At 69.8% G+C, this 21,845-nt stretch carries 19 protein-coding genes; 3 read left to right on the top strand and 16 right to left on the bottom strand.

Annotated elements, in window-relative coordinates; genetic code table 11:
* Nucleotides 1-52 precede the first annotated feature (52 nt).
* Entirely contained in the window at nt 53-1,801 is a 1,749-nt protein-coding gene (locus ABZ880_RS45730; protein ID WP_361276736.1) for a right-handed parallel beta-helix repeat-containing protein, read from the top strand.
* Here ABZ880_RS45730 and ABZ880_RS45725 read toward each other — a convergent pair.
* From ABZ880_RS45725 to ABZ880_RS45690, 8 genes are all read right to left on the bottom strand, one after another.
* Entirely contained in the window at nt 1,735-3,162 is a 1,428-nt protein-coding gene (locus ABZ880_RS45725) for a UDP-glucose/GDP-mannose dehydrogenase family protein (protein WP_361276734.1), read from the bottom strand. The two genes, ABZ880_RS45730 and ABZ880_RS45725, sit on opposite strands and share 67 nt — an antisense overlap.
* Nucleotides 3,163-3,199: 37 nt before the next feature.
* Nucleotides 3,200-4,222 (bottom strand): UDP-glucose 4-epimerase GalE, encoded by a 1,023-nt coding sequence (gene galE / locus ABZ880_RS45720; protein WP_361276732.1) that lies wholly within the window; start codon nt 4,220-4,222, stop codon nt 3,200-3,202.
* Nucleotides 4,223-4,283: 61 nt separating this feature from the next.
* Nucleotides 4,284-6,146, bottom strand: coding sequence for a glycosyltransferase (locus ABZ880_RS45715; protein ID WP_361276730.1), 1,863 nt, complete (start codon nt 6,144-6,146; stop codon nt 4,284-4,286).
* 5 nt (nt 6,147-6,151) lie between these two features.
* On the bottom strand, nt 6,152-7,180 hold the full coding sequence (locus ABZ880_RS45710) for a UDP-glucuronic acid decarboxylase family protein (protein WP_361276728.1): 1,029 nt from the start codon (nt 7,178-7,180) through the stop codon (nt 6,152-6,154).
* Nucleotides 7,181-7,508: 328 nt separating this feature from the next.
* Nucleotides 7,509-8,924 (bottom strand): aspartate ammonia-lyase, encoded by a 1,416-nt coding sequence (gene aspA, locus ABZ880_RS45705; RefSeq protein WP_361276726.1) that lies wholly within the window; start codon nt 8,922-8,924, stop codon nt 7,509-7,511.
* A gap of 152 nt (nt 8,925-9,076) precedes the next feature.
* Nucleotides 9,077-10,093 (bottom strand): asparaginase, encoded by a 1,017-nt coding sequence (locus tag ABZ880_RS45700; RefSeq protein ID WP_361276724.1) that lies wholly within the window; start codon nt 10,091-10,093, stop codon nt 9,077-9,079.
* Nucleotides 10,094-10,121: 28 nt separating this feature from the next.
* The gene (locus ABZ880_RS45695) at nt 10,122-11,579 is read right to left on the bottom strand and encodes an amino acid permease (protein ID WP_361276722.1); all 1,458 of its coding nucleotides are present in this window, start codon (nt 11,577-11,579) and stop codon (nt 10,122-10,124) included.
* On the bottom strand, nt 11,576-12,253 hold the full coding sequence (locus ABZ880_RS45690) for a FadR/GntR family transcriptional regulator (protein WP_361276831.1): 678 nt from the start codon (nt 12,251-12,253) through the stop codon (nt 11,576-11,578). The genes ABZ880_RS45695 and ABZ880_RS45690 overlap by 4 nt, the downstream gene beginning before the upstream one ends.
* A 201-nt stretch (nt 12,254-12,454) precedes the next feature.
* On the opposite strand from ABZ880_RS45690, the gene ABZ880_RS45685 reads away from it, so the two are divergent.
* Nucleotides 12,455-13,144 (top strand): GAF and ANTAR domain-containing protein, encoded by a 690-nt coding sequence (locus ABZ880_RS45685; RefSeq protein ID WP_361276720.1) that lies wholly within the window; start codon nt 12,455-12,457, stop codon nt 13,142-13,144.
* 146 nt (nt 13,145-13,290) lie between these two features.
* Here ABZ880_RS45685 and ABZ880_RS45680 read toward each other — a convergent pair whose 3' ends face one another.
* The 5 genes from ABZ880_RS45680 to ABZ880_RS45660 form a co-directional block, all read right to left on the bottom strand.
* Complete coding sequence (locus ABZ880_RS45680; protein ID WP_361276718.1) at nt 13,291-14,127, bottom strand: undecaprenyl-diphosphate phosphatase; 837 nt, start codon at nt 14,125-14,127, stop codon at nt 13,291-13,293.
* Between the two features lie 72 nt (nt 14,128-14,199).
* Nucleotides 14,200-14,574: a fluoride efflux transporter CrcB gene (crcB, locus tag ABZ880_RS45675; RefSeq protein WP_361276716.1), complete on the bottom strand. Its 375-nt coding sequence runs from the start codon at nt 14,572-14,574 to the stop codon at nt 14,200-14,202.
* Nucleotides 14,571-14,951, bottom strand: a complete 381-nt coding sequence (locus tag ABZ880_RS45670; protein WP_361276714.1) for a DUF190 domain-containing protein — start codon at nt 14,949-14,951, stop codon at nt 14,571-14,573. The genes crcB (ABZ880_RS45675) and ABZ880_RS45670 overlap by 4 nt, the downstream gene beginning before the upstream one ends.
* Nucleotides 14,948-15,409 (bottom strand): fluoride efflux transporter CrcB, encoded by a 462-nt coding sequence (gene crcB / locus ABZ880_RS45665; RefSeq protein ID WP_361276712.1) that lies wholly within the window; start codon nt 15,407-15,409, stop codon nt 14,948-14,950. The genes ABZ880_RS45670 and crcB (ABZ880_RS45665) overlap by 4 nt, the downstream gene beginning before the upstream one ends.
* Nucleotides 15,410-15,579: 170 nt before the next feature.
* Nucleotides 15,580-16,542 (bottom strand): SMP-30/gluconolactonase/LRE family protein, encoded by a 963-nt coding sequence (locus tag ABZ880_RS45660; RefSeq protein WP_361276710.1) that lies wholly within the window; start codon nt 16,540-16,542, stop codon nt 15,580-15,582.
* A 155-nt stretch (nt 16,543-16,697) separates the two neighbouring features.
* Here ABZ880_RS45660 and ABZ880_RS45655 point away from each other — a divergent pair, with 155 nt between their 5' ends.
* The gene (locus ABZ880_RS45655; RefSeq protein ID WP_361276708.1) at nt 16,698-17,531 is read left to right on the top strand and encodes a ribonuclease BN; all 834 of its coding nucleotides are present in this window, start codon (nt 16,698-16,700) and stop codon (nt 17,529-17,531) included.
* A 6-nt stretch (nt 17,532-17,537) separates the two neighbouring features.
* Here the strand turns inward: ABZ880_RS45655 and ABZ880_RS45650 are convergent, their stop codons facing one another.
* From ABZ880_RS45650 to ABZ880_RS45640, 3 genes are all read right to left on the bottom strand, one after another.
* Nucleotides 17,538-17,825 (bottom strand): ArsR family transcriptional regulator, encoded by a 288-nt coding sequence (locus ABZ880_RS45650; RefSeq protein WP_361276706.1) that lies wholly within the window; start codon nt 17,823-17,825, stop codon nt 17,538-17,540.
* 197 nt (nt 17,826-18,022) lie between these two features.
* Nucleotides 18,023-19,582 (bottom strand): glycosyl hydrolase 53 family protein, encoded by a 1,560-nt coding sequence (locus ABZ880_RS45645; protein WP_361276704.1) that lies wholly within the window; start codon nt 19,580-19,582, stop codon nt 18,023-18,025.
* 133 nt (nt 19,583-19,715) lie between these two features.
* Nucleotides 19,716-21,737 (bottom strand): beta-galactosidase, encoded by a 2,022-nt coding sequence (locus ABZ880_RS45640; protein ID WP_361276702.1) that lies wholly within the window; start codon nt 21,735-21,737, stop codon nt 19,716-19,718.
* Nucleotides 21,738-21,845: the final 108 nt, after the last annotated feature.

Here is a 21,845-nt window from a genome sequence, read left to right as displayed (position 1 = left end):
GACACGGTCTCCATGAACCCGGGGCCGTACAGCCATCGAGACAGGAGCGAGATTGCGCCAGCGGATCGAATGCACCGAAGTCCCCGGCTCGCCTCGGCGGGAGCACGGGGGCGAAACCGCGGCCGTCGGCGCGCTGCCGCGCCGACGCGCCGCGGTGGGCCTGTGCGCGATGGTGGTGCTGCTGGCCGGATGCAGCCTGCCCGCGCCGCATGTGCCCCTGCGGACGAATGCACAAGGCGGACGGGACTTCTACGTCAGCCCGCAGGGCAACGACAGAGCCGACGGCCGGACCCCCGAGACGGCCTGGCGCACGCTCAGGCACGCCGATGCCCTGCGGTTCAAGCCCGCCGACCGGTTGCGGCTGCAGGGCGGCGCGCGCTTCCCGGGGACACTGAGCATCGGTCAGGGAGACGCGGGCAACGACCACAAGCCCGTCGTGATCGAGTCCTACGGAAGCGGGCGGGCGACGATCGCGGCCGCCGGCACGCGCGGCATCGAGGTGCACAACACGAGCGGGGTCGTCATCCGCAACCTGATCGTCGTCGGCGACGGCGCGGCCTACCGGGACGAGGACGGCATCGCCTTCGTGAGCGATCTGCCGGGGCACCGCAAGCTGCCGTACATCCGGGTCTCGGGTGTCGAGGTGACGGGGTTCCGCAACGGCATCCGGCTGCACGGCGGCTCCCAGGCGTCCGGCTTCCGCAACGTGCAGATCTACGACTGCTCGCTGCACACCAACCAGGACGCGGGTCTCGTGACCGACGGCCCCGCGTTCGACGCGGACGCGCCCGAGTACGCCCACGAGGACGTGACGGTGTCGAAGGTTAGTGCGTACCAGAACGTCGGGGACCCCGAGGCGTCCGGCCGCAACACGGGAAGCGGCATCGTGCTCGGCAGCGTCCGCCACGGCATCGTGCAGCAGTCCGTCGCCCGGGACAACGGGATGTCGTCCTCGGCGACCGCCATGGAGGGCCCCGAGGGTATCTGGACGTACGACTCGACGCGGATGACGTTCCAGCGGAACATCTCCTACGCCAATCACTCCGGTTCGCAGGTGGACGGCGGCGGCTTCGGCCTGGACAACAACGTGTCCCACTCGCTGATGCAGTACAACCTGGCCTACGGAAACGACGGGGCGGGCTTCCTGGCGTACTCCGCCATCTGGAACTCGGTCCACACCGACAACACGATCCGGTACAACGTCAGCCACAACAACGGCCGCAAGATCCAGGACTACGGCGGCATCGTGGCGGAGGGATCACGGGTCACCCATCTGTCCATCTACCAGAACACGGTGCTGATCACGGCGAACGGCTCCGTCCGCGCACCGGCACTCCGGCTCCAGCCCAACCTCGGTTCCGTCACCGTCCGCAACAACGTGTTCGTCACGGACGGCGCTCCCGTGGTGGCCGCCCAGGGCGCCTTCAACACGTCGGACGTGCTGATGCAAGGCAACGACTACCACAGCAAGGGCGGCTGGATCCTGCAGTGGGGCGAACGCTGGTACACCGACCTGGCCTCCTGGCGCCAGTCGGCGGGCCAGGAGGCGCAGGGTGCGCGGGCCACCGGCACCGACGCCGATCCCTGCCTGGCCCAGGTCGCGCTGCCCGCGTCCGGCCCGAATTTGTACGGCGTCGGGCCGACACGCGGTGCCCTGGCGTCCCAGTGCGTGGGCACGCTGGCCGGTGCCGCTGTCGACCTGCGCGCCCTGGGTGTGAAGCCGGGGCCGGTGGACTACTTCGGGGCGCGGCTGACGGGGTCTCCCGTCGTGGGGGCAGTGCAGGCCGTTCCGAAGGCGTGAGGGATCGTCACTCTGATCGCGTCGCCGTGGCCCGGTGCCGGGACGGGAGCGGGGCGTCCCAGGGCGCGCAGGTGCCAGCCGGCCGCCCGCCAGACCGCCGGGTCCAGGGCGTTGCGGGCGTCCAGCATCCGTGGTGCCCGGACCACCTCCGCCAGCTCGAGGGGGTCGAGGGTGCGGTACTGGCGCCATTCGGTGAGGTGCAGCACCACGTCCGCGTCCTGGCACGCCTGGACGACGTCGGTGCAGTACGCGGGCCCGGGCAGCGCCTCTCGCGCGTTGTCGAGGCCTTCCGGGTCGTGGACGACGACGTCGGCGCCCTGAGCGACGATCTCCGCGGTGACGGCCAGGGCCGGTGAGTCGCGCACGTCGTCGCTGTCGGGTTTGAAGGTGGCGCCGAGCACGGCCACCCGCCGTCCGTCGAGGCTGCCGCCCACGAGCTGACGAGCGAGGTCGACCGTCCGGAAGCGCTGGTGCTGGTTGATCCGGTCGATCTGGCGAAGGAAGCTCACCGCCTCGCCCACCTGCAGTTCCTCGGCCCGGGCCAGGAACGCGCGGATGTCCTTGGGCAGGCAGCCCCCACCGAAGCCGAGACCGGCGGACAGGAAGCGGCGCCCGATGCGCGCGTCGTGGCCGAGCGCGTCGGCCAGGGTGACCACGTCGGCGCCCGCGGCGTCACAGACCTCCGCCATGGCGTTGATGAAGGAGATCTTCGTGGCCAGGAAGGAGTTGGCGGCGACCTTCACCAGTTCCGCGGTGGCGGGATCGGTTCCGATGCAGGGAGTGCCGACGCGCAACAGCGGTGCGTACACCTCGCGCAGCAGCTGCTCGGCCCGGGACGAGGTGACCCCGAGGACCAGACGGTCGGGGCACAGCGTGTCCCGGACCGCGAACCCCTCGCGCAGGAACTCCGGGTTCCAGGCGACCTCGGCGTCGACGCCGGGGCGCAGTCGTGCCGTCATCCTGCGGCTGAGCGACCGGGTGGTGCCGACCGGAACGGTCGACTTGCCGACGACCAGGGCGTCCCGGGTCAGCAGCGGTGCCAGGCCGTCCACCACCGCCTCCACATGGCGCAGATCGGCAGCGAGGGAGTCGGCGCGCTGCGGGGTGCCGACACACACGAAGTGGGCGTCGGCGAAGTCCGCGGCCTCCTCCAGCGAGGTGGTGAACCGCAGCCGTCCGGCCTGGGTGTTCCGGATGAGGATCTCCGGCAGACCGGGTTCGAAGAAGGGTGCCCGGCCCGCCGCCAACGCCTCGATCTTCCTCGTGTCCGTGTCGACGCCGAGGACATCGTGTCCGATCTCCGCCATGCACGCGGCGTGCACGGCTCCGAGGTATCCGGTACCGATGACGGTCAACCGCATCAAGTTCTCCTGTCTCGCGGGCCACCGAATCCCTGGGTCAGCGGGAGTAGCCGTCCGGGTTGAGTTGCTGGAAGCGCCAGGCGTCACGGCACATGGCGGCGACATCACGTGTGGTGGTCCAGTCCCAGGCCGCAGCCACCGCGCGCGCATCGGCGACGAGTTCGGCCACATCGCCCGGCCTGCGGTCGACGACCTCGTAGGGAATCGGGCGGCCGCTCGCCTCGCCGAAGGCGGCGACCAGTTGGAGCACGGAGGTTCCGGTCCCGGTGCCGAGGTTGAACGTCTGCATGCCCCTGCGGTCGTCCAGGTGCTCGACGGCCACCCGGTGTCCCTCCGCGACGTCCATGACGTGGATGTAGTCGCGAACGCCGGTGCCGTCGGGTGTGGGGTAGTCGTTTCCGAAGACGCTGAGCTTCTGTCGGCGTCCCACGGCGACCTGGGCGACGTACGGCATCACGTTGTTCGGTACGCCCCGCGGATCCTCGCCGAGCAGGCCGCTCGGGTGGGCTCCGACCGGGTTGAAGTAGCGCAGCGCGAGCACCCTCAGCTCTGCCAGGTGGGCGCAGACGTCCTCCAGGATCCGCTCGCACGTCAGCTTGGTGCGGGCGTAGGGGTTCGTGGGTGCCACGGGGCTCTGCTCGGTCAGCGGAACCGTCTGGGCGTCGCCGTACACGGAGCACGAGGAGGAGAAGACCAGCCGGTGGACTTGGTGTTCGCGCATGACCGACAGCAGGGTGCAGGTTCCGCCCACGTTCGTGTCGTAGTACTCGACCGGATGAGCCACCGACTCACCGACGGCCTTGTGGGCCGCGAAGTGGATGACCGAGTCCACCCGGTGGCGGGCGAAGACCTCCGCGAGGGCCTTCCGGTCGCGCACGTCGACGTGGAAGGCACCGGCGAGCGGCCGGCCCGCGGTCTTGGTGATGCGCTCCAGGGCGTGGGGCGAGCTGTTGACGTGGTTGTCGACCACGACGACCTCGTAGCCGTGGGTGAGCAGTTCGACGCAGGTGTGGCTGCCGATGAAACCTGCGCCACCGGTCACCAGGACCGTTTCGGGCATGGGGCACCTCGTTCCGTCAGGGGAAGGGCATCCGGTCGGGACGCCGTTTGTGCAGGTGGCGTCAACCGGTGATGAATCCGCGCAGATAGACGGGGAAGATCAGCAGGGCCCAGGCCAGAGGCACGAGGGCGAGGAGACCCGCGGTCAACGGCAGGGCGGCGGTGCGCAGGGCCCGGTGCACGCCGACGCCGGCCGATCTGGCGGTCTCCCGGATGTGCAGCGTGCCGACCGCGAGGGTGACCAGGGCGTAGGAGAGCGAACCGAGCAGGCACAGGAAGACGTAGCCGACGGCGGGACCGGTCAGCTCCCCGACCACGGCCGAGCCGGAGAGGACGACGGTGATCAGGAGGTAGGGCAGCATCAGGCGCAGCGGCAGAGGTTCCATCCCGTCACGGCTCTTGGGTGTGACCTTGAAGACGACGTTCTTGGGTCGCAGCCGCTGCATCAGGGCGACGGCGGCTCCGCAGGCGACGTACGGCCAGCGGGCCAGGGCGAACAGCCAGCCCTCCCAGCTCAGCACCGGCGCGTCGACGGGCCGCAGCAGTCCGCGCCGACGCAGCAGCATGGTGAGCAGGACCAGGAAGAACGACATGGCCCAGAAGTGCCCGAGGAAGGAGAGGTAGTCGACGTCGACCCACGGGATGCCCGTGACCGCGGCGACCGGTGGCAGCAGCAGACCGCAGGTGGTGGTCAGCGCCAGCAGCGGGTAGTACGACAGGGCGGACGCGAACCGGAGCCGGAGCCGGCCGGGCATGCGCCGCAGATGCTTCGGGAGCATGCCGAGCAGCATCACCACCAGGCTCCGTGACCACTGGAACTCCTGGGTCACCATCGCGGCGAACGTGATGGGGCCGTCGCCGTGCGCCTCCGCGTCGATGGCGAACGCGCCGTGCCAGCCCGCGGAGTTGAGCAGGAAAGTCGTCGAGAAGTCCTCGGCCAGTTCGGGCCCGAGTCCGCCGATGTCCCGCAGGGCCCGGGTCCGCACGGCGTAGTGGGAACCGATGCACAGCGGGGCCAGACCGTCGCTGTGGCCCAGTTGCATGGGTCCGTGGAAGGTGGCCTCGCGGTGCAGCCGTCCGCGCGCCGACCAGGAGGTACGGGCGTTGGCGTCGCACACGCTGGGTGCGGCCACGTAGCCGATGGCCGGATCGGCGAACGGGCGGACCATCTCCGCCAGGTAGCGGGGGTGGGGAACGTGGTCGACATCGAGCTGGGCCACCACGTCGTAGTCCCGGTAGCCCCAGTGGTCGTAGAAATGGGCGAGGTTGCCCTCCTTGCACCGGGTGCGCCGCGGCCAGACGTCCCGGTGGTACGAGGCGACACCGCGCCGGCAGGACACGCGCACACCGTTCGCCGCGCACCAGTCGAGGATCTCCTGGTCCGGGTCCTCGTCGCACAGCCACACGTCGTACGAGTGCGGGAAGTCCTGGTGCAGCATCGCGCTGAGGGTGGTGCGGGCCACCTTCCAGGGCTCCGACGGCGCCCGCGTCACCACGAACGCGGTCCGCAGCGGGGACACCTCGATCTCCGGGGAGAGGGTGCGCAGCCGCAGCACGGCGACGACGAAGTACAGCGGCAGGAGCGACAGATACAGCAACAGTGCGCTGTTCACCGCGAACCCCAGCCAGCCGACCCGGTGCTCCTCGCGCAGCCACCACTCCCAGAAGCAGACCAGGGCGGCCGCCCAGCACGCAGCGAGCAGCGCCACCGTGATCCGGTCCGTTCGCCGCAGACGGGGGACCCAGTCGCCGGGGCGCGGCTCGAGCGCTCTGGGCTGTTTGGCGAACACGGGTCCGTCGGCCGGTGCGTCGACGACGTTGCCCTCCGAAAGCGTCCGCAGATGGGCTTCCAGTGTGTCGCCGGGGTTGTCCCGCGAGGTCAGCGTGGAGCCGAGGGTGATGCCCGACGAGAGGTCGGGATCCATCTGGGTCACGATGCTGCGGGGGTCGCGCGCAACGGGCCGGGTACGGACGTGGCGACGCCGGCCTGCTGGCCGCCCCGGATCGCCGCGAGTGCGGCGGCGACGTCGTCCGGTCTGGCGGCGAACCATTCCACCGTGCGGCGCAGACCGTCCTCGATCCCGACGTCCGGGCGCCAGCCCAGGCGCTCCGACGCCCGGGTGATGACCGGCCGGCGACGGGTGGGATCGTCGACGGGCAGCGGATGGAACTGGACCTCGGCCTGAGACCCCGTCAGTTTGAGCACGCGGTCGGCGAGTTCGAGCACGGTCAGCTCCACGGGGTTGCCCAGGTTCACCGGTCCGGGCTCGTCGCGGTCGAGCATGGCGAGGATTCCGCGTACCAGGTCGTCCACGTAGCAGAAACTGCGCGTCTGCTTTCCGTCGCCGTAGACGGTCAACGGTTCTCCGGCGAGGGCCTGAACGACAAAGCTGGACACGACCCGACCGTCGTGCGGGCGCATGCGCGGACCATAGGTGTTGAAGATCCGAACGATTCCGGTATTCGTACCGCAGTGCGTCCGGTAGGCCTGGGTGATTGCCTCGGAGAACCTTTTCGCCTCGTCGTACACGCTGCGCGGTCCGATCGGATTCACATGCCCCCAGTACGTTTCGTCCTGCGGGTGCACTTCGGGGTCCCCGTAGACCTCGCTCGTGGAGGCGAGCACGAAGCGGGCGTCATGGTGCGTCGCCAGACGCAGTGCGTTCTCCGTGCCGCGGCTGCCCACAGCAAGCGTTTCCAGCGGGCGTCGGAGATAGTCGGGGGGCGAGGCCGGGCTCGCCAGGTGGGCCACCGCGTCGACGGCACCCGCCACCCCGATCGACCGGCTGACATCGGTGCGGACGAGCTCGAATGCCGGATTCCCGATGAACGGGGCGACGTTCTCGGGGTCTCCGGTCGAGAAGTCGTCGAGGCAGACGACTTCGTCACCGCGTCGGAGAAGTGTTTCGCACAGATGCGATCCGAGAAAACCGCCGCCACCCGTAACGGCCACACGCATGAATTCTCCTGGATTCATCGAAGCATTCCGTCACTCCGCCCGACGCAGGAAGAACAGGGGTCGTTCACCGGGGCAGGAGACGGCCCGTTTCGAAGGCCGCAGAATTCACCATATGAGCATTAGTAGCACTTTCCGATGAGTGGCGAACCGGGCTGCGCCGATCAGCCGGTACCAGCGCAGGTGCCGAGGTGGGGTGCAACACCGCCACCGCCCGGTGGGGCCGGTGCACGGCGGTCGTCGCGCATTCATCCCTGGGTGTGACGGCACCCGCGTGCCGCAATGGTCCGGCTGCCCGGGCCGACCAGCACGGCACGCGAGTGACACCTCGTCAGATCACCTGCGGCGCACCGCTGCCGGCGAGCACCTCCGGGCGCAGCAGCCCGGCCAGCCGCTCCGCGGGCAACAGGCCCTTCTCCAGGACGAGTTCGGCCACACCGCGGCCGGTGGCGAGGGCCTCCTTGGCGATGTCGGTGGCGGCCGTGTACCCGATGTGCGGGTTGAGGGCGGTGACCAGGCCGATGGAGTTCTCCACGGTGGCGCGCAGGGCCTCGGTGTTGGCGGTGATGCCGTCGACGCACCGCTCGGCCAGCGTGACGCAGGCGCTCTGCAGGTGGGTGATGGACTCCGACAGGGAGTGCAGGATGATCGGCTCGAAGGCGTTGAGCTGGAGCTGTCCGGCCTCGGCGGCCATGGTGATGGTGACGTCGTTGCCGATCACCTCGAAGGCGACCTGGTTGACGACCTCGGGGATCACCGGGTTGACCTTGCCGGGCATGATGCTCGAACCGGCCTGCACCGGCGGCAGGTTGATCTCGCCGAGGCCCGCGCGCGGCCCCGACGACAGCAGGCGCAGGTCGTTGCAGCTCTTGGAGAGCTTGACGGCGATCCGCTTGAGCACGCCGGACATCTGGACGAACGCGCCGCAGTCCTGGGTGGCCTCGACCAGGTTGGCGGCGGTGACCAGCGGCAGCCCGGTGATGGCGGCGAGGTGGCGGCGGGCCGACTCGGCGTATCCGGCGGGGGCGTTGAGTCCGGTGCCGATGGCCGTGGCGCCGAGGTTGATCTCATGGATCAACTGGACGGCCTCGTCAAGACGGTTACGGTCCTCGTCAATCATGACGGCATACGCGGAGAACTCTTGACCGAGCGTCATCGGCACCGCGTCCTGCAACTGTGTACGGCCCATCTTGAGCACATCGCGGAACTCGACGGCCTTACGGGCGAAGGAGTCCTGCAGTACAGCCATTGCCTTGAGCAGTCCACGTACCGCAAAGACCGTCGCTATCTTGACGGCGGTCGGATAGACATCATTGGTCGACTGCCCCAGGTTGACGTCCTCGTTGGGGTGCAGGAACCGGTACTGGCCCTTCTCGTGCCCCATCAACTCCAACGCCCGGTTGGCGACGACCTCGTTGGCGTTCATGTTGGTCGAGGTGCCGGCGCCGCCCTGGATGACGTCGACGACGAACTGCTCGTGCAGCTTGCCGTCCCGGATCTCCCGGCAGGCCTCGACGATCGCGGCGGCCTTCTCCGGCGCCAGCAGCCCGAGCTCCTCGTTGGCGAGAGCGGCGGCCTCCTTGACGGCGGCGAGGGCGTCGATCAGGTGCGGGTAGGCGGAGATGGTGGCGCCGGTGATGGGGAAGTTCTCCGTGGCACGCAGGGTGTGCACGCCCCAGTAGGCATCGGCGGGGATGTCGCGGTCGCCGAGCAGGTCGTGTTCGCTACGGGTGGCAGCGGTCGTCATGAGGGTGCGGGTCCTCTTTCAGAAGGGGTGAGGGTGAGCGCCCTGTCTTTGTCTTCAGGGGCGCGGGACGTTGTTGATCTGCGGCTGACGCCGTGTGGGCACGACCGGCCACAACGGGCCCGCAGATCCGGAACAACCGATCAATCCAGGTGCTACGCACAGACGGTCAGCGGAACCGGGTCAAGGGCACGCACCGGCCGCACGCAACCCACCGGCTCGCCTCCGCCGAGCAACGGCTCCCCCGCGAACTCCGCGAGCAGCGAGGGATCCACGCCGGCCCGCGCGAGCGCCGCCGCGGTCACCGGAACACGCGCCCGGTTGGCCCCGTCGGCGATCTTCACGGCAACGGTCCGCCCATCGGCAAGGGCCGCGACCTGAACGCCCTCGAACCCGTCCTTGGACAGCAGCCCCGGCACGGCCCGCATCAGCTCCGCCACGTCCCGCCCGGCCCCGGAGGCCATCTCGGCGTGCTCACGCATCGCGTCGGCGACCCGTGCCTCCGGCGTACCGGCGACGGCCGTGGTGATTCGGGCGGCGGCCCGTGCAAGACCGTGCAGGGAGATGGAGAACAGGGGTGCGCCGCAGCCGTCGACGGTCACCTGGGCGATGCGCTGCCCGGTGAGGTCCTCGACGATCTCCGCGATCGCCTGCTGGAGGGGGTGCTCGGGGTCGAGGTAGTCGTCCAGGGACCAGCCGTTGAGCACGCAGGTGTAGAGCATCGCCGCGTGCTTGCCCGAGCAGTTCTGCGCGAGCCGCGAGGGCAGGCGGCCGGCCCGGATCCAGTCGTCCCGGACGGCCGGGTCGTACGGCAGGTCCGGCACGTTGCGCAGACGGTCCTCGGTGAGCCCGGCGAGCTCGAGGATGCGCCGGGTGCCGGCGAGGTGGCGTTCCTCGCCGGAGTGGCTGGCCGCGGTGAGTGAGAGGAGGTCGCCGTCGAGCGGGAGGCCGGCCCGGGCCATGGCGACGGCCTGGACGGGCTTGAGGGCCGACCGGGGGTAGAAGGCGGCCTCGATGTCGCCGAGTTGGAACTGGACCTGCCCGTCGGTGTCGAGGACGACGACGGAGCCGTAGTGGATGCCCTCCACGACCCCGCCGCGTATCAGGTGGGCGACGGGGGCGTGGAGGGGCTCGCGGATAAGGGGTGGGTCCGCGACAGAACTGCTGAACATCACTGCCTCTTGTCAGGGAGCGCGCGAATCACGCGCCGGTTCCGGTCGTGGGTTGGGTCTCGCCGGCCTTGCGGGCGACCCGGCCGCGGATGCCGAACCATCCGCCGACCAGGGCTCCGACGATGAGCGGCAGGCACAGCACGGTGGTGCGGCCGGCGCCTCCGTCGGCGTACATGAGGACCAGGACGGAGGCGAGGAAGGCCAGCGTCACGAGTTCGGTCCAGGGGGAGCCCGGCAGGCGGTAGCCCGGGCGGGTCAGCTCGCCCTTCTGGGTCTTCTGCCAGAAGAGGAGATGACAGATCATGATCATGCCCCAGGTGGAGAGGATGCCGATCGCCGCGAAGTTCAGGACGATCTCGAAGGCGTCCGCCGGGACCACGTAGTTGAGGCCGACGCCCAGGACACAGATACCGCTGGTGAGCAGGATGCCGCCGTACGGGACCTGGCTGCGGCTCATCACCGAGGTGAACTTGGGGGCGGAGCCGGACATCGCCATGGAGCGCAGGATGCGGCCGGTGGAGTACAGGCCGGAGTTGAGCGAGGACATGGCCGCGGTGAGGACGACGAGGTTCATCACGCCGCCGGCCGCGGGAATGCCGATGTTGGACAGCACGGTCACGAAGGGGCTCTCGGCGGCGCTGTACTTGTTCCAGGGCAGCAGCATCGACAGCAGGAGCACCGAGCCGACGTAGAAGAGGCCGACGCGCCACATGATCGAGTTGATCGCCTTCGGCATGATCTTCTCGGGGTTCTCGGTCTCGCCGGCGGCGACGCCGACCAGCTCGACGGAGGCGTAGGCGAAGACGACGCCCTGGATGATCAGCAGCATGGGCAGCATGCCGTTGGGGAAGACGCCGCCGTTGTCGGTGATCAGGGCCGGGCCGGGGCTGTGCCCGTCGACCTGGTGCTGGGTGCCCAGCAGGAAGATGCCGATCAGCATGAACGCCACGAGCGCGCCCACCTTGATGATGGCGAACCAGAACTCCAGCTCTCCGAACATCCTCACCGAGATGAGGTTCACGGTGAGGACGACGGCGAGCGCGATGAGCGCGATTACCCACTGCGGGATGTCGGAGAACATGCCCCAGTAGTGGGTGTAGACGGCCACCGCGGTGATGTCGGCGATGCCGGTGGTGGCCCAGTTCAGGAAGTACATCCAGCCCGCGACATAGGCGCCCTTCTCGCCCAGGAACTCGCGGGCGTACGACACGAAGGCGCCGGACGAGGGCCGGTACAGGACGAGTTCGCCGAGGGCGCGCACGACCAGGAAGGCGAAGATGCCGCAGACCGCGTAGGCGATGAACAGGGACGGGCCGGCGTCGGCGAGGCGGCCGCCTGCGCCGAGGAAGAGACCGGTGCCGATCGCGCCGCCGATGGCGATCATGTTGACGTGCCGGGACTTCAGGGACTTGCTGTAGCCCGCGTCGCCTGCGTCGACATGTGCGGCCGGTGTGCGTGTCTCTTCTTTGAGGTGCTGCTCGCTCACGCCTCGGGTCCGCCTTCCGTGGGGATGTCCGTGCGCGGGGGGCGCACGATGTCGGTGAGGGTCGTCTCGACGCGGTCCAAGTGGTGGGCCATGGCCTCCACGGCGTCGAGCTCGGAACCGTCCATCAGGGCCTCGACGATCGCCCGGTGCTCGCGGTTGGACTGCTCGCGGCGGCCGCCCAGTTCGTTGAGGAAGGCCGACTGACGCGCCAGTGCGTCCCGGATCTCCTCGATGACCCGGCGGAAGACCGGGTTCTGGGCGGCCTGGGCGACGGCGAGGTGGAACAGCGAGTCCAGCGCGACCCAGGAGGTGGTGTCGGTCTCCCGTTCCATGCGCTCCAGCAGGTGCGCCAGGTGGTCCAAGTCCTCGGGCGTGCGGCGCACGGCCGCGTAGCCCGCCACCGGGATCTCCACGTGACGGCGCACTTCCAGCAGGTCGCTGGCCGCGTAGTCGCCGAAGGTGGGGTCCTCGACGGCGTTGGCGACGACGAAGGTGCCCTTGCCGGTCTTGGAGACGGTCAGGCCCATCGTCTGCAGGGCCCGGAGGGCCTCGCGCAGCACGGGCCGGCTGACCTCCAGGGTGCGGCAGAGCTCCGCCTCGGAGGGCAGCTTGTCCCCCACGGCGTAGTCGCCGCGCTCGATGGCGTCGCGCAGATGTGCCAGGACCGCTTCCATGGCGCTGATACGCCGCGGACCCTGACTGGCTGTCTTGCTGTCTGACAGGTTCACGGGAGTGATCCTGCGGGTGACGGGCAGGAACTGTCAAGGGATGTCTCCCCCTGCGGCCCAAGGATGGCCCGCTGCACACCGTGAAGCTTGCGTGCAAGGCTGGGTAGACGGACTCCTGACCGGACGAACCGAGATGCGGAGGACGCCATGGACTGGGGCCGGTTCGCGCAGCAGATGGCGTCGATGGCCCGGGATCTCCTCGCCCAGGAGTCGGTCGGCGCCACACTGGAACGGATCACGCACTCGGCCACAGAACTGGTGGAGGGCTGCGACGCGGCCGGCATTCTGATGCTCCACGGCAAGAAGGTGGAAACGCTGGCCCCCACGGAGCAGCTGGTCGTCGACAGCGACCGGCTGCAGGAGCAACTGGGCGAGGGACCATGCTTCGACGCCGCCCGCACCGTGGACGGAGAGCGGGTCTTCCGTATCGCGGACTTCACCCGGGAGCAGCCGGCCTGGCCCGGCTACGCGCCCCGGGCTCGCGAGCTCGGCGTGGGCAGCATGATGGGCTTCCTGCTGTACACCGAGGACGAAGAGCTCGGCGCGCTGAACATCTACTCCCGCAACCCCGGCGTCTTCACCGATGCCAGCGAACTGGCCGGCTGGCTGCTGGCCTCGCATGCCGCGATCGCCTTCTCCAGCGCCCGCACCCACGCCCAGATGGAACACGCCGTCGCCACCCGCCACGTCATCGGCGAGGCCATGGGCATCCTCATGGGCGCCCACAACCTCACCGAGAAGCAGGCGTTCGAGACCCTGCGCCGCTTCTCGCAGGAGAACAACATCAAGCTCCGTGAGGTCGCCCGGCGGGTGTGCGAGCAGGGCAGCGTGGACTGACCGCACGGGCGGCTCCCCCGGCTCGTTGGCTGAACCAGAGGAGCCTGACCGGGACAGCCCCCCAGGGGATCGCAGCTGAACCCGGCCTGAAGGCCAAGTCCCCAGCCCGGCGACCTTCACGCGTCCGCCGCTTCTGGGGACCGGGGTCAGCTGCTGAGGGCTCCCGTGCTCAGCAGGCCCAGGAGCAGTACGCCGACGATGATCCGGTAGACGACGAAGGCGTTGAAGGAGTGCTTGGCGACGAACTTCAGCAGCCAGGCGATGGAGGCGTAGGCGACGACGAAGGAGACGATCGTGCCGACGGCGAGCGGGGCGGCGCCCACGCCCGTGCCGAGGGCGTCCTTGAGCTCGTAGAGGCCTGCGCCGGTCAGGGCGGGGATGCCGAGGAAGAAGGACAGGCGGGTGGCGGCGACGCGGTCCAGGTCGAGGATGAGGGCCGTGGACATGGTGGCGCCGGAGCGGGAGAAGCCGGGGAAGAGCAGGGCGAGGATCTGCGAGCTGCCCACCAGCATGGCGTCCTTGAACGTGGTGTCGTCCTCACCGCGCTTGTGCCGGCCCATCTGGTCCGCCGCCCACATCACGCCACTGCCGACGAGCAGCGAGCCGGCGACCACCCACAGGGAGGCGAGGGGGCCCTCGATGAGCGACTTGGCGGCGAGGCCGACCGCCACGATCGGGACGGTCGCGGCGATCACCCACCAGGCGAACTTGTAGTCGTGGTGGTAGCGCTCGTGCTTGTTGACCAGGCCGCGGCCCCACGCGGAGACGATCCGCACGATGTCCTTGAAGAAGTACACGAGCACGGCGGCGATCGCACCGACCTGGATGACGGCCGAGAAGCCGACGACGGCGTCGTTGTCCACGGGGATACCCATCAGCCCCTCGGTGATCTTCAGATGTCCGGTGGAGGAGACGGGCAGGAACTCGGTCACCCCCTCGACGGCTCCGAGGACGACGGCCTGACCGACGTTAATGACGCTCATGGGATCCAGTTCTGCAGAGTTGGTCGACAGTGCTGTAGACAGTCTTACTACGCGCGGGTGTGATCCGGGTGACTACGCCCAGAGCGCCTGGGCGATCGACACCCCGACGAAGGCGGCGCCGAGGCCCGCCGTCACGCTCCCGAGGACGTTGGCGGCAGCGTAGAGCCCCGCCCCGGTCTCGGTCAGCCGCAGGGTCTCGTACGAGAACGTCGAGTACGTCGTCAGGGCCCCGCACAGGCCGGTGCCGAGCAGGAGGCGGAGGTGGGCTCCGGCGGCGCCCTCGGCCGCAGCGCCGGTCAGCAGGCCCAGGATCAGGCAGCCGGTGACGTTCACCGCGAAGGTGCCCCAGGGGAAGACCGAGTCGTGTCTCGACTGGACCGCGCGGTCGGTGAGGTAGCGCAGCGGGGCGCCCACCATGGCGCCCGCGACGACCAACAGCCAGTTCACAACGACTTCTTACCCTTCGCGTCCGTTCTGCCGGGATTATCCTCGCGGCCGACATACCTGATGACCTCGCAGTCGTCGAGGATGACCAGGCCCTCGCCGACGAGTTCGTCGAGCTGGGGCAGGAAGGCGCGCACGCGCTCGTCGGTGTCCACGATGACGATCGCGACCGGCAGGTCCTCGCTCAGGGACAGCAGCCGCGAGGTGTGGATCAGGGAGGAGGCGCCGAAGCCCTCGATGCCGCGGAAGACGCTGGCGCCGGCGAGGCCTGCCATGTGGGCACGGTGGACGATCTCGGAGTAGAGGGGCTTGTGGTGCCAGGTGTCGTTCTCGCCGATGAAGACGGTCACGCGCAGGGCGCTGCCGGTCAGCCTCGTCATGGCTGCCTCCACTTCAGGACACGGCGGGCGGCGGCGACCGCGAGCCACACCGCGGTGAGGGCCGCGAGCAGGGTCGCGGCGAGGTAGGCCAGCCCGGTGCGGGGGTGGCCGGAGTCGACCAGCTGCTGGATGTCGACGGCGTAGGTGGAGAAGGTGGTGAAGCCGCCGAGCACGCCGGTGCCGAAGAAGGGGCGTACCAGGCGGTGGGCGGCCCACACATCGGTGATGACCACCATGAACAGGCCGATCACCGCGCAGCCGACGACGTTGGTCCAGAAGGTGGCCCACGGAAAGCCGCCGGGCTGGGTCGGCCACCACAGGGACAGCGCGTAGCGGGCGGTGGCGCCGGCGGCGCCGCCGACTGCGACCACCGCGACGACAGGGGCCTGGGCGCGCCAGGCGGAGCGCCGCGGGGTGCGGGGACCGGCGCGCAGGCTCTCGGCTTCCGGGGCTGTCATGGTCGTACGTCTCCTACTCGCCGGGGCCCGGGCGTGCGGGCGCCGCTCCTTCGCAAGTAGGGACCGTTGGCGGCACCACTGCCGCGGTTCGGGTACGGCGGGCCCCACCGCCGCGCCGCGATGTGGTGGTCGCGGCCGGGCTACAGGGTAGCGCCCGGCCCGGAGCGGGGTCATTTCGGGGCGGGGCGCTCGCACACCGCGATGCCCCGCTCCCACAGGCTCCCCAGGACCAGGTGTCCGTCCGCCTCGCAGACGCTGGTCACCATGCGGAAGCCGGAGCGGCGGCGGGCGAGGTGGTGGACGGTCTCCCCCTGGTCGTCGACCGCCAGGACGCCGATGCCGCCGGTGGGGCGATAGGGGGCGTGGACGGCGATACGGGCGGCCGCGCCGCGGACGGCGGGGGCGGTGCGGTGCAGCAGGTCGAGCGGGGGGATGCGGGGGCCGGCGAGGGAGACCCAGATCGGGCCGTCGGGTGAGCCGCGCCAGATGTTGTCGGGCATGCCCGGCAGGTTCTCGGCGAGCGGTTCGCTGCGTCCCGCGCTCGGACCGGTCAGCCAGTAGCGGGTCAGCCGGCGGGCGCCGGTCTCGGCGACGGCCAGGAACGATTCGTCGGCGCTCAGGGCGAGTCCATTGGCGAACTGGAGCCCCTCCAGGAGGACTTCGGGGTTTTCGCTGCCGGGCGCCAGGCGCAGCAGGCGGCCGGTTCCGGTGTGTTCGACGATGTCGCCGATCCACTGGTCCAGGGGGTAGCGGCGGCTGGAGACGGTGAAGCAGATGCTCCCGTCGGACAGGGCGACCGCGTTGCTGCAGAACCGCAGCCTCTCCCCCGCCACCGAGTCGGCGAGGATGCGCACGAAGCCCTCTCGGAGGTCGACGCGCAGCAGCCCGAGTTCGGCGTCGCACACCAACAGGGCGTCGTCCGGGAGGAGTTCGAGGCCGAGCGGCCGCCCTCCCGTTTCGGCGAGCACTTCGACGCGGGCGGGCGCATCGCCCGTCAGGCCGTCGATGCGCAGGATGCGGCCGTCCTCCACTCCGGTCAGCACACGGCCGCGGGCGTCGGATACGACGTCCTCGGGGCCGCGGCCGCCGATGGCGACGTACCGAAGCGGGACGAGTTCACTGGGACGGTCCATGAAAACCTCCTCGTCGAGGCCGGGACAGTTCATGCTGGCATGCATACGCATGCCCGCCGGGTGCCGCGTCACCCGATCAGGTTTACCGGGACGTATTCCTGGCCACTCAGGACACCACCACCGGTAGCTCCGGGCCGGAGGAAGGGGTGGTCCCCATGTCGCGGTCGGCCGTCTGGCACCGGCTGGGGCTCACCGAGTTGCACCGGCGCGGCAAGGAGCTGGAGCTGCTGCACCGGGCCATGGGCTTCGCCACGCTCGCCCTGGTCACGTTGGCGCCGCTGCTGATCCTGGTGGCGGCGGCCGATCCGCTGGGGCACGGCGGGTTCGCGCTGTGGCTGGTGGACGGCATGGCCCTGTCCGGACGGTCCGCCGACGCGCTCGCGCATGTCTTCGGCCCGACCCGCCAGGTGATCAGCACCACCAGTGCGCTGAGCGTCGTGCTGCTCGCGCTGTTCGGCATGTCCTTCGCGTCGAGCATGCAGAACGGCTACGAGCGGATCTGGAAGACGGCCGCCGCTCCCTGGCACCGGATCTGGCGGCACGCGGTCTGGCTGGTCATGCTCATGGGATACCTGTACGCGCAGGTCCAGACCCGCACCGTGCTGGAGGGTCCGCCCCGCATCCTGCTGAGCATGGGCGTCGGCCTGCTGTTCTTCTGGTGGGGGCCGCACTTTCTGCTCAGCCGCCAGGTGCCCTGGCGCTATCTGCTGCCCGGCGCGCTCGCCACGATGGCGGGCCTGGTCGGCCTGCGCGGCTTCTCGTACCTGGTGTTCACCCCGCTGCTGGTCACCAACGCGATCAGCTACGGCCCGGTCGGCACCGTCCTGGTGGTGGAGTCCTGGCTCGTCGGTGTGGGGTTCGTCGTCTACGGCGGCGCGCTGCTGGGCCGGATCCTGTGCGAGCGGCTCGGGCACCTCGACCCGCCGCCGGACCCGACGGCACCGGAACCGACGGACCACGGGCCAGGACCGTCGGCCCTGCGCTCCTAGGGTGGCCTACCAGCCCTTCTCGAACATGCGGGCCACCTCGGCGATGCGTATCTCGTCGCGCCGGTAGTAGGTGCGCCGGCGGATCCTGCGCGTGCGCAGCAGGCCGATGCCGGTGAGGAGTTCGAGGTGGGTGCAGGCGACCGCGCGGGGCACGCCGAGCTTGGCGGCGACGGCGTCCGCGGTGACGCCGTCCTCGACGAGGTCGCCGTGCGGCTGCGGCGGGAAGTGCGCCGCCGGATCCTTCAGCCACTCCAGGATGTCCAGGCGCTTCTCGCTGACGGGAGTCCTGAGCATGTCGTCCCCCTCTCCGGACGGACCACCGCAAACCGCGTCTTCCCACTCTCCCGCAGTCGACGCCGCCGTGTCCGGGACTCGGCGACCCTTGTCCGGGACCGAACGGCCCAATGAACACAGGGCCGTTCGGCCCCATCGCCGGGAACAAAGGGCGAGGGCCCGACCGCTCCCCTGCGGCCGGGCCCTCTCCTCGCGGTTCAGCGGTGGCTGAACCACGCCATCGCCGGGAGCGCCTTGTCGTCGTAGCCGAACAGGGCCTGGTTCTCCCAGCCGTTGCCGGAGGTGGAGTCGGTCGGGTCCCAGCCGTTGCCGGCGACCGCGGTCCAGGTCGCCTCCCAGTAGAAGACGCCGAGGCCACGGCCGTTGGGGACGGCCTCCACGATGTTGGCGACCGCGTTCATCCACGCCAGCTGCCCCGCCGAGGTGGCCGGGTAGCCGGTGACCAGTTCGCCGGTGGTGTCGATCTGGTTCTCCAGGGAGTCGTCCTGGGCGAGGGTGAACGGGTAGGCCGTCTCCGCGATGAAGACGGGCTTGCTGTAGCGCGAGGCCACGTCGTCCAGGGTGGTCTGGGCCGCGGCCAGCGAGCCGTGCCAGTAGCCGTAGTACGACAGGCCGATCACGTCGTAGTTGATGCCGTACGTCTTGGCGTTGTCGAACCACCAGCGGACGGTGGAGTCGTCACCGGCGTTGGCCAGGTGCAGTGCGACCTGGGTGCCCGAGGAGACCGCCTTGACCGCGCTGTAGCCGGAGTTGATCAGGCCGGCGAGCTGCGACCAGTTGTCCGTGGAGCCCTCGGACCACAGCATGCCGCCGTTGATCTCGTTGCCGACCTGGACCATGTCGGCGGTGGTGCCCTGGGACTTGAGCGCGTTGAGCACGTCGTACGTGTGGTTGTACACGTCCGTCTTCAGCTGGCTGTAGCTGTGGCCGGACCAGGCGGCGGGCTTGCTCTGGGCGCCCGGGTCGGCCCACTTGTCCGAGTAGTGGAAGTCGACCAGCAGCTTCATGCCGGCCGCCTTGATGCGCTTGGCCATGGCCAGCACGCGCGTCTTGTTGTTGTAGCCGTCGGCGGGGTTGACCCACACCTTCAGGCGCGCGTAGTTCATGCCGGCGTTCTTCAGGATGGTGACCGCGTCGCCGGCGGTGCCGGAGCTGGTCTTGTAGACGCCGCCGAGGGCCTCGCTCTTGGCGAGGGACGATATGTCGGCGCCCTTGACGGACAGTCCGGTTGATCCTGATGCGAAGGTCAGGTCGTCAACATTGATCCAGTTGCCGGCGTTGGCGTCACTGTTGATGCTGATCGTGCACTGGTTGTTCGTCACATTGATCGACGTGACGATGCGGACCCAGCTGCTGGTGGAGACCGGCAGATCGGTCCTCTGTTCCGAACTGCCGCAGTTCTTCAGGGATATGTAGGCCGAGTTCTGCCCGCCGCTGGAGCGGACCCAGGCGGTGAGCGTGTGGTTGCCGTTGGTCAGCCCCGACAGGTACTGGTACGTCTCCACCTTGTACGCGGAGGACGCGTACTGGGACAGGCGGTAACTGCCGCTGTGGCCACCGGACTCGGTGTACGAGGCGCCCGTGTCGCCGTACTCCGACCAGCCGGTGGGGCCGGCAACGCCCGCACCGTCCGACTCGAAGCCGCCGTTGGTGAGCGTGCTGGCCGCCTGCGCGCTGGGTGCGGGCAGGGCGACCAGGGCGAGCCCGGCCACGAGCGGCAGCAGCAGGGCCCTGAGCGTGCGTCTGGGATGGAACATCGTCGTCCGTCGTCCCTTCGACGAATGGGGATGGGGAGATCCCCTGAGGATGGGGGTGTCCCTCCGGTGGGTGCGGAGGGAGGGCCCCTCCACCCGCGGCTCTCGTGGCACACGCGGGCGAAGGGGAGTCGGTTCAGCCGTCGAGTCGTACGACCCGGACGGCTCCGGCGGGGACCGCGAGGCGGCCCGCGGCGCGTTCGCCGGTCAGCAGCTCGGTGCCGGATACGTCCAGCGGCACCTTGGCATCCGACGCGGTGTGGTTGATCGCGAACAGGTAGCTGCCCGACTCGCCGGTGCGGCGCACGACTTCGACGTCCCGGGGCAGGTCGGCGCGCGGCGCGACACGCGCGTCCTCGATCGCCCAGCCGAGCAGGGCGTCCAACCCCTCGGCGCCGAGGCGGGTGGAGACGTACCAGGCGGTGCCCTCGCCGAGGCGGTGGCGGGTGACGGCGGGATGGCCGGCGGTGAGGCCGTCGGCGTAGGTCCACACGGTCTCGGCACCGCGCGGGACGACGAACTCCGTCCACACGTCGCCGCTGAGCTCGGAGCCGTCGGGGCCGGTGATGCGCACCAGTTGGTCCGGCAGCAGCGGCGAGAACTCCTCGACCGTGAGGCCGAGCACGTCCCTGAGCGCCCCCGGGTAGGCGCCCTCGTGGACGGCGTCGTGCTCGTCGACGATGCCGGAGAAGTACGACACGACGAGGGTGCCGCCGTTCTCGACGTACTCCTTGAGGTTGTTCCCGGCCGCCTCCGTCATCAGGTACAGGGCGGGCACGACGACAAGGGGATAGACCGACAAGTCGGTTTCCGGGTGGGCGAAGTCGACCGTGAGGTGGCGGTCGTAGAGGACCTCGTAGAAGGCGTCGGCGCGCTCGCGTGCGTCGTGGTCCTCGCTGGGGCGCCATTCGAGGTTCTGCGCCCACCAGGAGTGCCAGTCCCACAGGACCGCCACGTCGGCCCGGGTGCGGGTGCCGCGGATCGTGCTCAACGAGTCGAGCGATGCGCCGAGTTCGACGACCTCGCGCCATACGCGGGTGTCGGTGCCGCCGTGCGGGAGCATCGCCGAGTGGAACTTCTCGGCGCCGCGCCGGGACTGCCGCCACTGGAAGAACATGGCGCCGTCGGAGCCGCGGGCCACGTGCGCCAGCGAGTTGCGGGCCATCTGGCCGGGGGCCTTGGCGGGGTTGCGGGGCTGCCAGTTGACGCCCGAGGTGGAGTGCTCGAGCAGCAGCCACGGAGCACCGCCCGCGACCGAACGGGTCAGGTCGGCGGCCATCGCGAGGTTGACATGGGTGCGGCGGCCGTCGGTGATCAGGTAGTGGTCGTTGGTGACGAGGTCGACCTCGCTGCCCCAGGCCCAGTAGTCCACGGAGTCGCACTGGCTGAGGGCGGTCATGAAGTTCGTCGTGACCGGGACGCCCGGCGAGAGGCGGTGCAGGATGTCCCGCTCCGTCACGAAGTTCTCGCGCATGGTGGCGTCGGCGAAACGCTTGTAGTCCAGCGCCTGGGCCGGGTTGACGGCCGTCGGGGTGGCGCGCGGCGGGTTGATCTGCTCGAAGCCGGCGTAGCGCTGGCCCCAGAAGGCCGTTCCCCAGGCCTCGTTGACGGCTTCGACGGTCTCGTACGCCGACTGCAGCCAGCGGCGGAAGTGGGCGGCGCAGGAGTCGCAGTAGCAGGCCGAGACGGGGACACCGTACTCGTTGTGCACGTGCCACATCGCGAGGGCGGGGTGGTCGCCGTAGCGCTCGGCGAGCTGCGTGGTGACGGCCGCCGCGGCTGCACGGTAGTCGGCGTTGCTGTGGCAGATGGCGGCGCGGGAGCCGAACTCGTAGCGCACGCCCTCCCGGCTCACCGGCAGCGCGTCGGGGTGGGCGCGGTAGAACCAGGCGGGCGGGCAGACGGTGGGGGTGCCCAGGTCGACGCGTATGCCGTGCTCGTGCAGCAGGTCGAAGAGGCGGTCGAGCCAGCCGAAGTCGTACACCCCGGGTGAGGGCTCCAGCAGCGCCCAGGAGAAGATCCCGACACTCACCATGGTCACGCCGGCTTCCCGCATCAGCCGGACGTCCTCGTGCCAGACGCTTTCCGGCCACTGCTCGGGGTTGTAGTCCCCACCGAAGGCGAGCCTGGTGAGGCCCCTGGGGCTGGTCTCCGGCATGGATCTCTCCCGTTTTATCGATCATTTGGGAACGTGCACACACAGCGGCGGCGGTGCGGGCCCAACATAACCGCACAGCAACAACCATTGACAAGTGTCCGGGATGTT

Origin of the sequence: Streptomyces sp. NPDC047043, from assembly GCF_040644055.1 — a bacterium.
GTDB lineage: Bacteria > Actinomycetota > Actinomycetes > Streptomycetales > Streptomycetaceae > Streptomyces.
This window is presented reverse-complemented; position numbering and strand designations above follow the sequence as displayed.

Coding starts and splice junctions, on each gene's coding strand:
- ABZ880_RS45725 (WP_361276734.1), bottom strand. CDS start 3,162: ATGCGGTTGACCGTCATCGGTACCGGATACCTCGGAGCCGTGCACGCC.
- galE (WP_361276732.1), bottom strand. CDS start 4,222: ATGCCCGAAACGGTCCTGGTGACCGGTGGCGCAGGTTTCATCGGCAGC.
- ABZ880_RS45715 (WP_361276730.1), bottom strand. CDS start 6,146: ATGGATCCCGACCTCTCGTCGGGCATCACCCTCGGCTCCACGCTGACC.
- ABZ880_RS45710 (WP_361276728.1), bottom strand. CDS start 7,180: ATGCGTGTGGCCGTTACGGGTGGCGGCGGTTTTCTCGGATCGCATCTG.
- aspA (WP_361276726.1), bottom strand. CDS start 8,924: ATGACGACCGCTGCCACCCGTAGCGAACACGACCTGCTCGGCGACCGC.
- ABZ880_RS45700 (WP_361276724.1), bottom strand. CDS start 10,093: ATGTTCAGCAGTTCTGTCGCGGACCCACCCCTTATCCGCGAGCCCCTC.
- ABZ880_RS45690 (WP_361276831.1), bottom strand. CDS start 12,253: ATGGAAGCGGTCCTGGCACATCTGCGCGACGCCATCGAGCGCGGCGAC.
- ABZ880_RS45685 (WP_361276720.1), top strand. CDS start 12,455: ATGGACTGGGGCCGGTTCGCGCAGCAGATGGCGTCGATGGCCCGGGAT.
- ABZ880_RS45680 (WP_361276718.1), bottom strand. CDS start 14,127: ATGAGCGTCATTAACGTCGGTCAGGCCGTCGTCCTCGGAGCCGTCGAG.
- ABZ880_RS45670 (WP_361276714.1), bottom strand. CDS start 14,951: ATGACGAGGCTGACCGGCAGCGCCCTGCGCGTGACCGTCTTCATCGGC.
- crcB (WP_361276712.1), bottom strand. CDS start 15,409: ATGACAGCCCCGGAAGCCGAGAGCCTGCGCGCCGGTCCCCGCACCCCG.
- ABZ880_RS45660 (WP_361276710.1), bottom strand. CDS start 16,542: ATGGACCGTCCCAGTGAACTCGTCCCGCTTCGGTACGTCGCCATCGGC.
- ABZ880_RS45655 (WP_361276708.1), top strand. CDS start 16,698: ATGTCGCGGTCGGCCGTCTGGCACCGGCTGGGGCTCACCGAGTTGCAC.
- ABZ880_RS45650 (WP_361276706.1), bottom strand. CDS start 17,825: ATGCTCAGGACTCCCGTCAGCGAGAAGCGCCTGGACATCCTGGAGTGG.
- ABZ880_RS45645 (WP_361276704.1), bottom strand. CDS start 19,582: ATGTTCCATCCCAGACGCACGCTCAGGGCCCTGCTGCTGCCGCTCGTG.
- ABZ880_RS45640 (WP_361276702.1), bottom strand. CDS start 21,737: ATGCCGGAGACCAGCCCCAGGGGCCTCACCAGGCTCGCCTTCGGTGGG.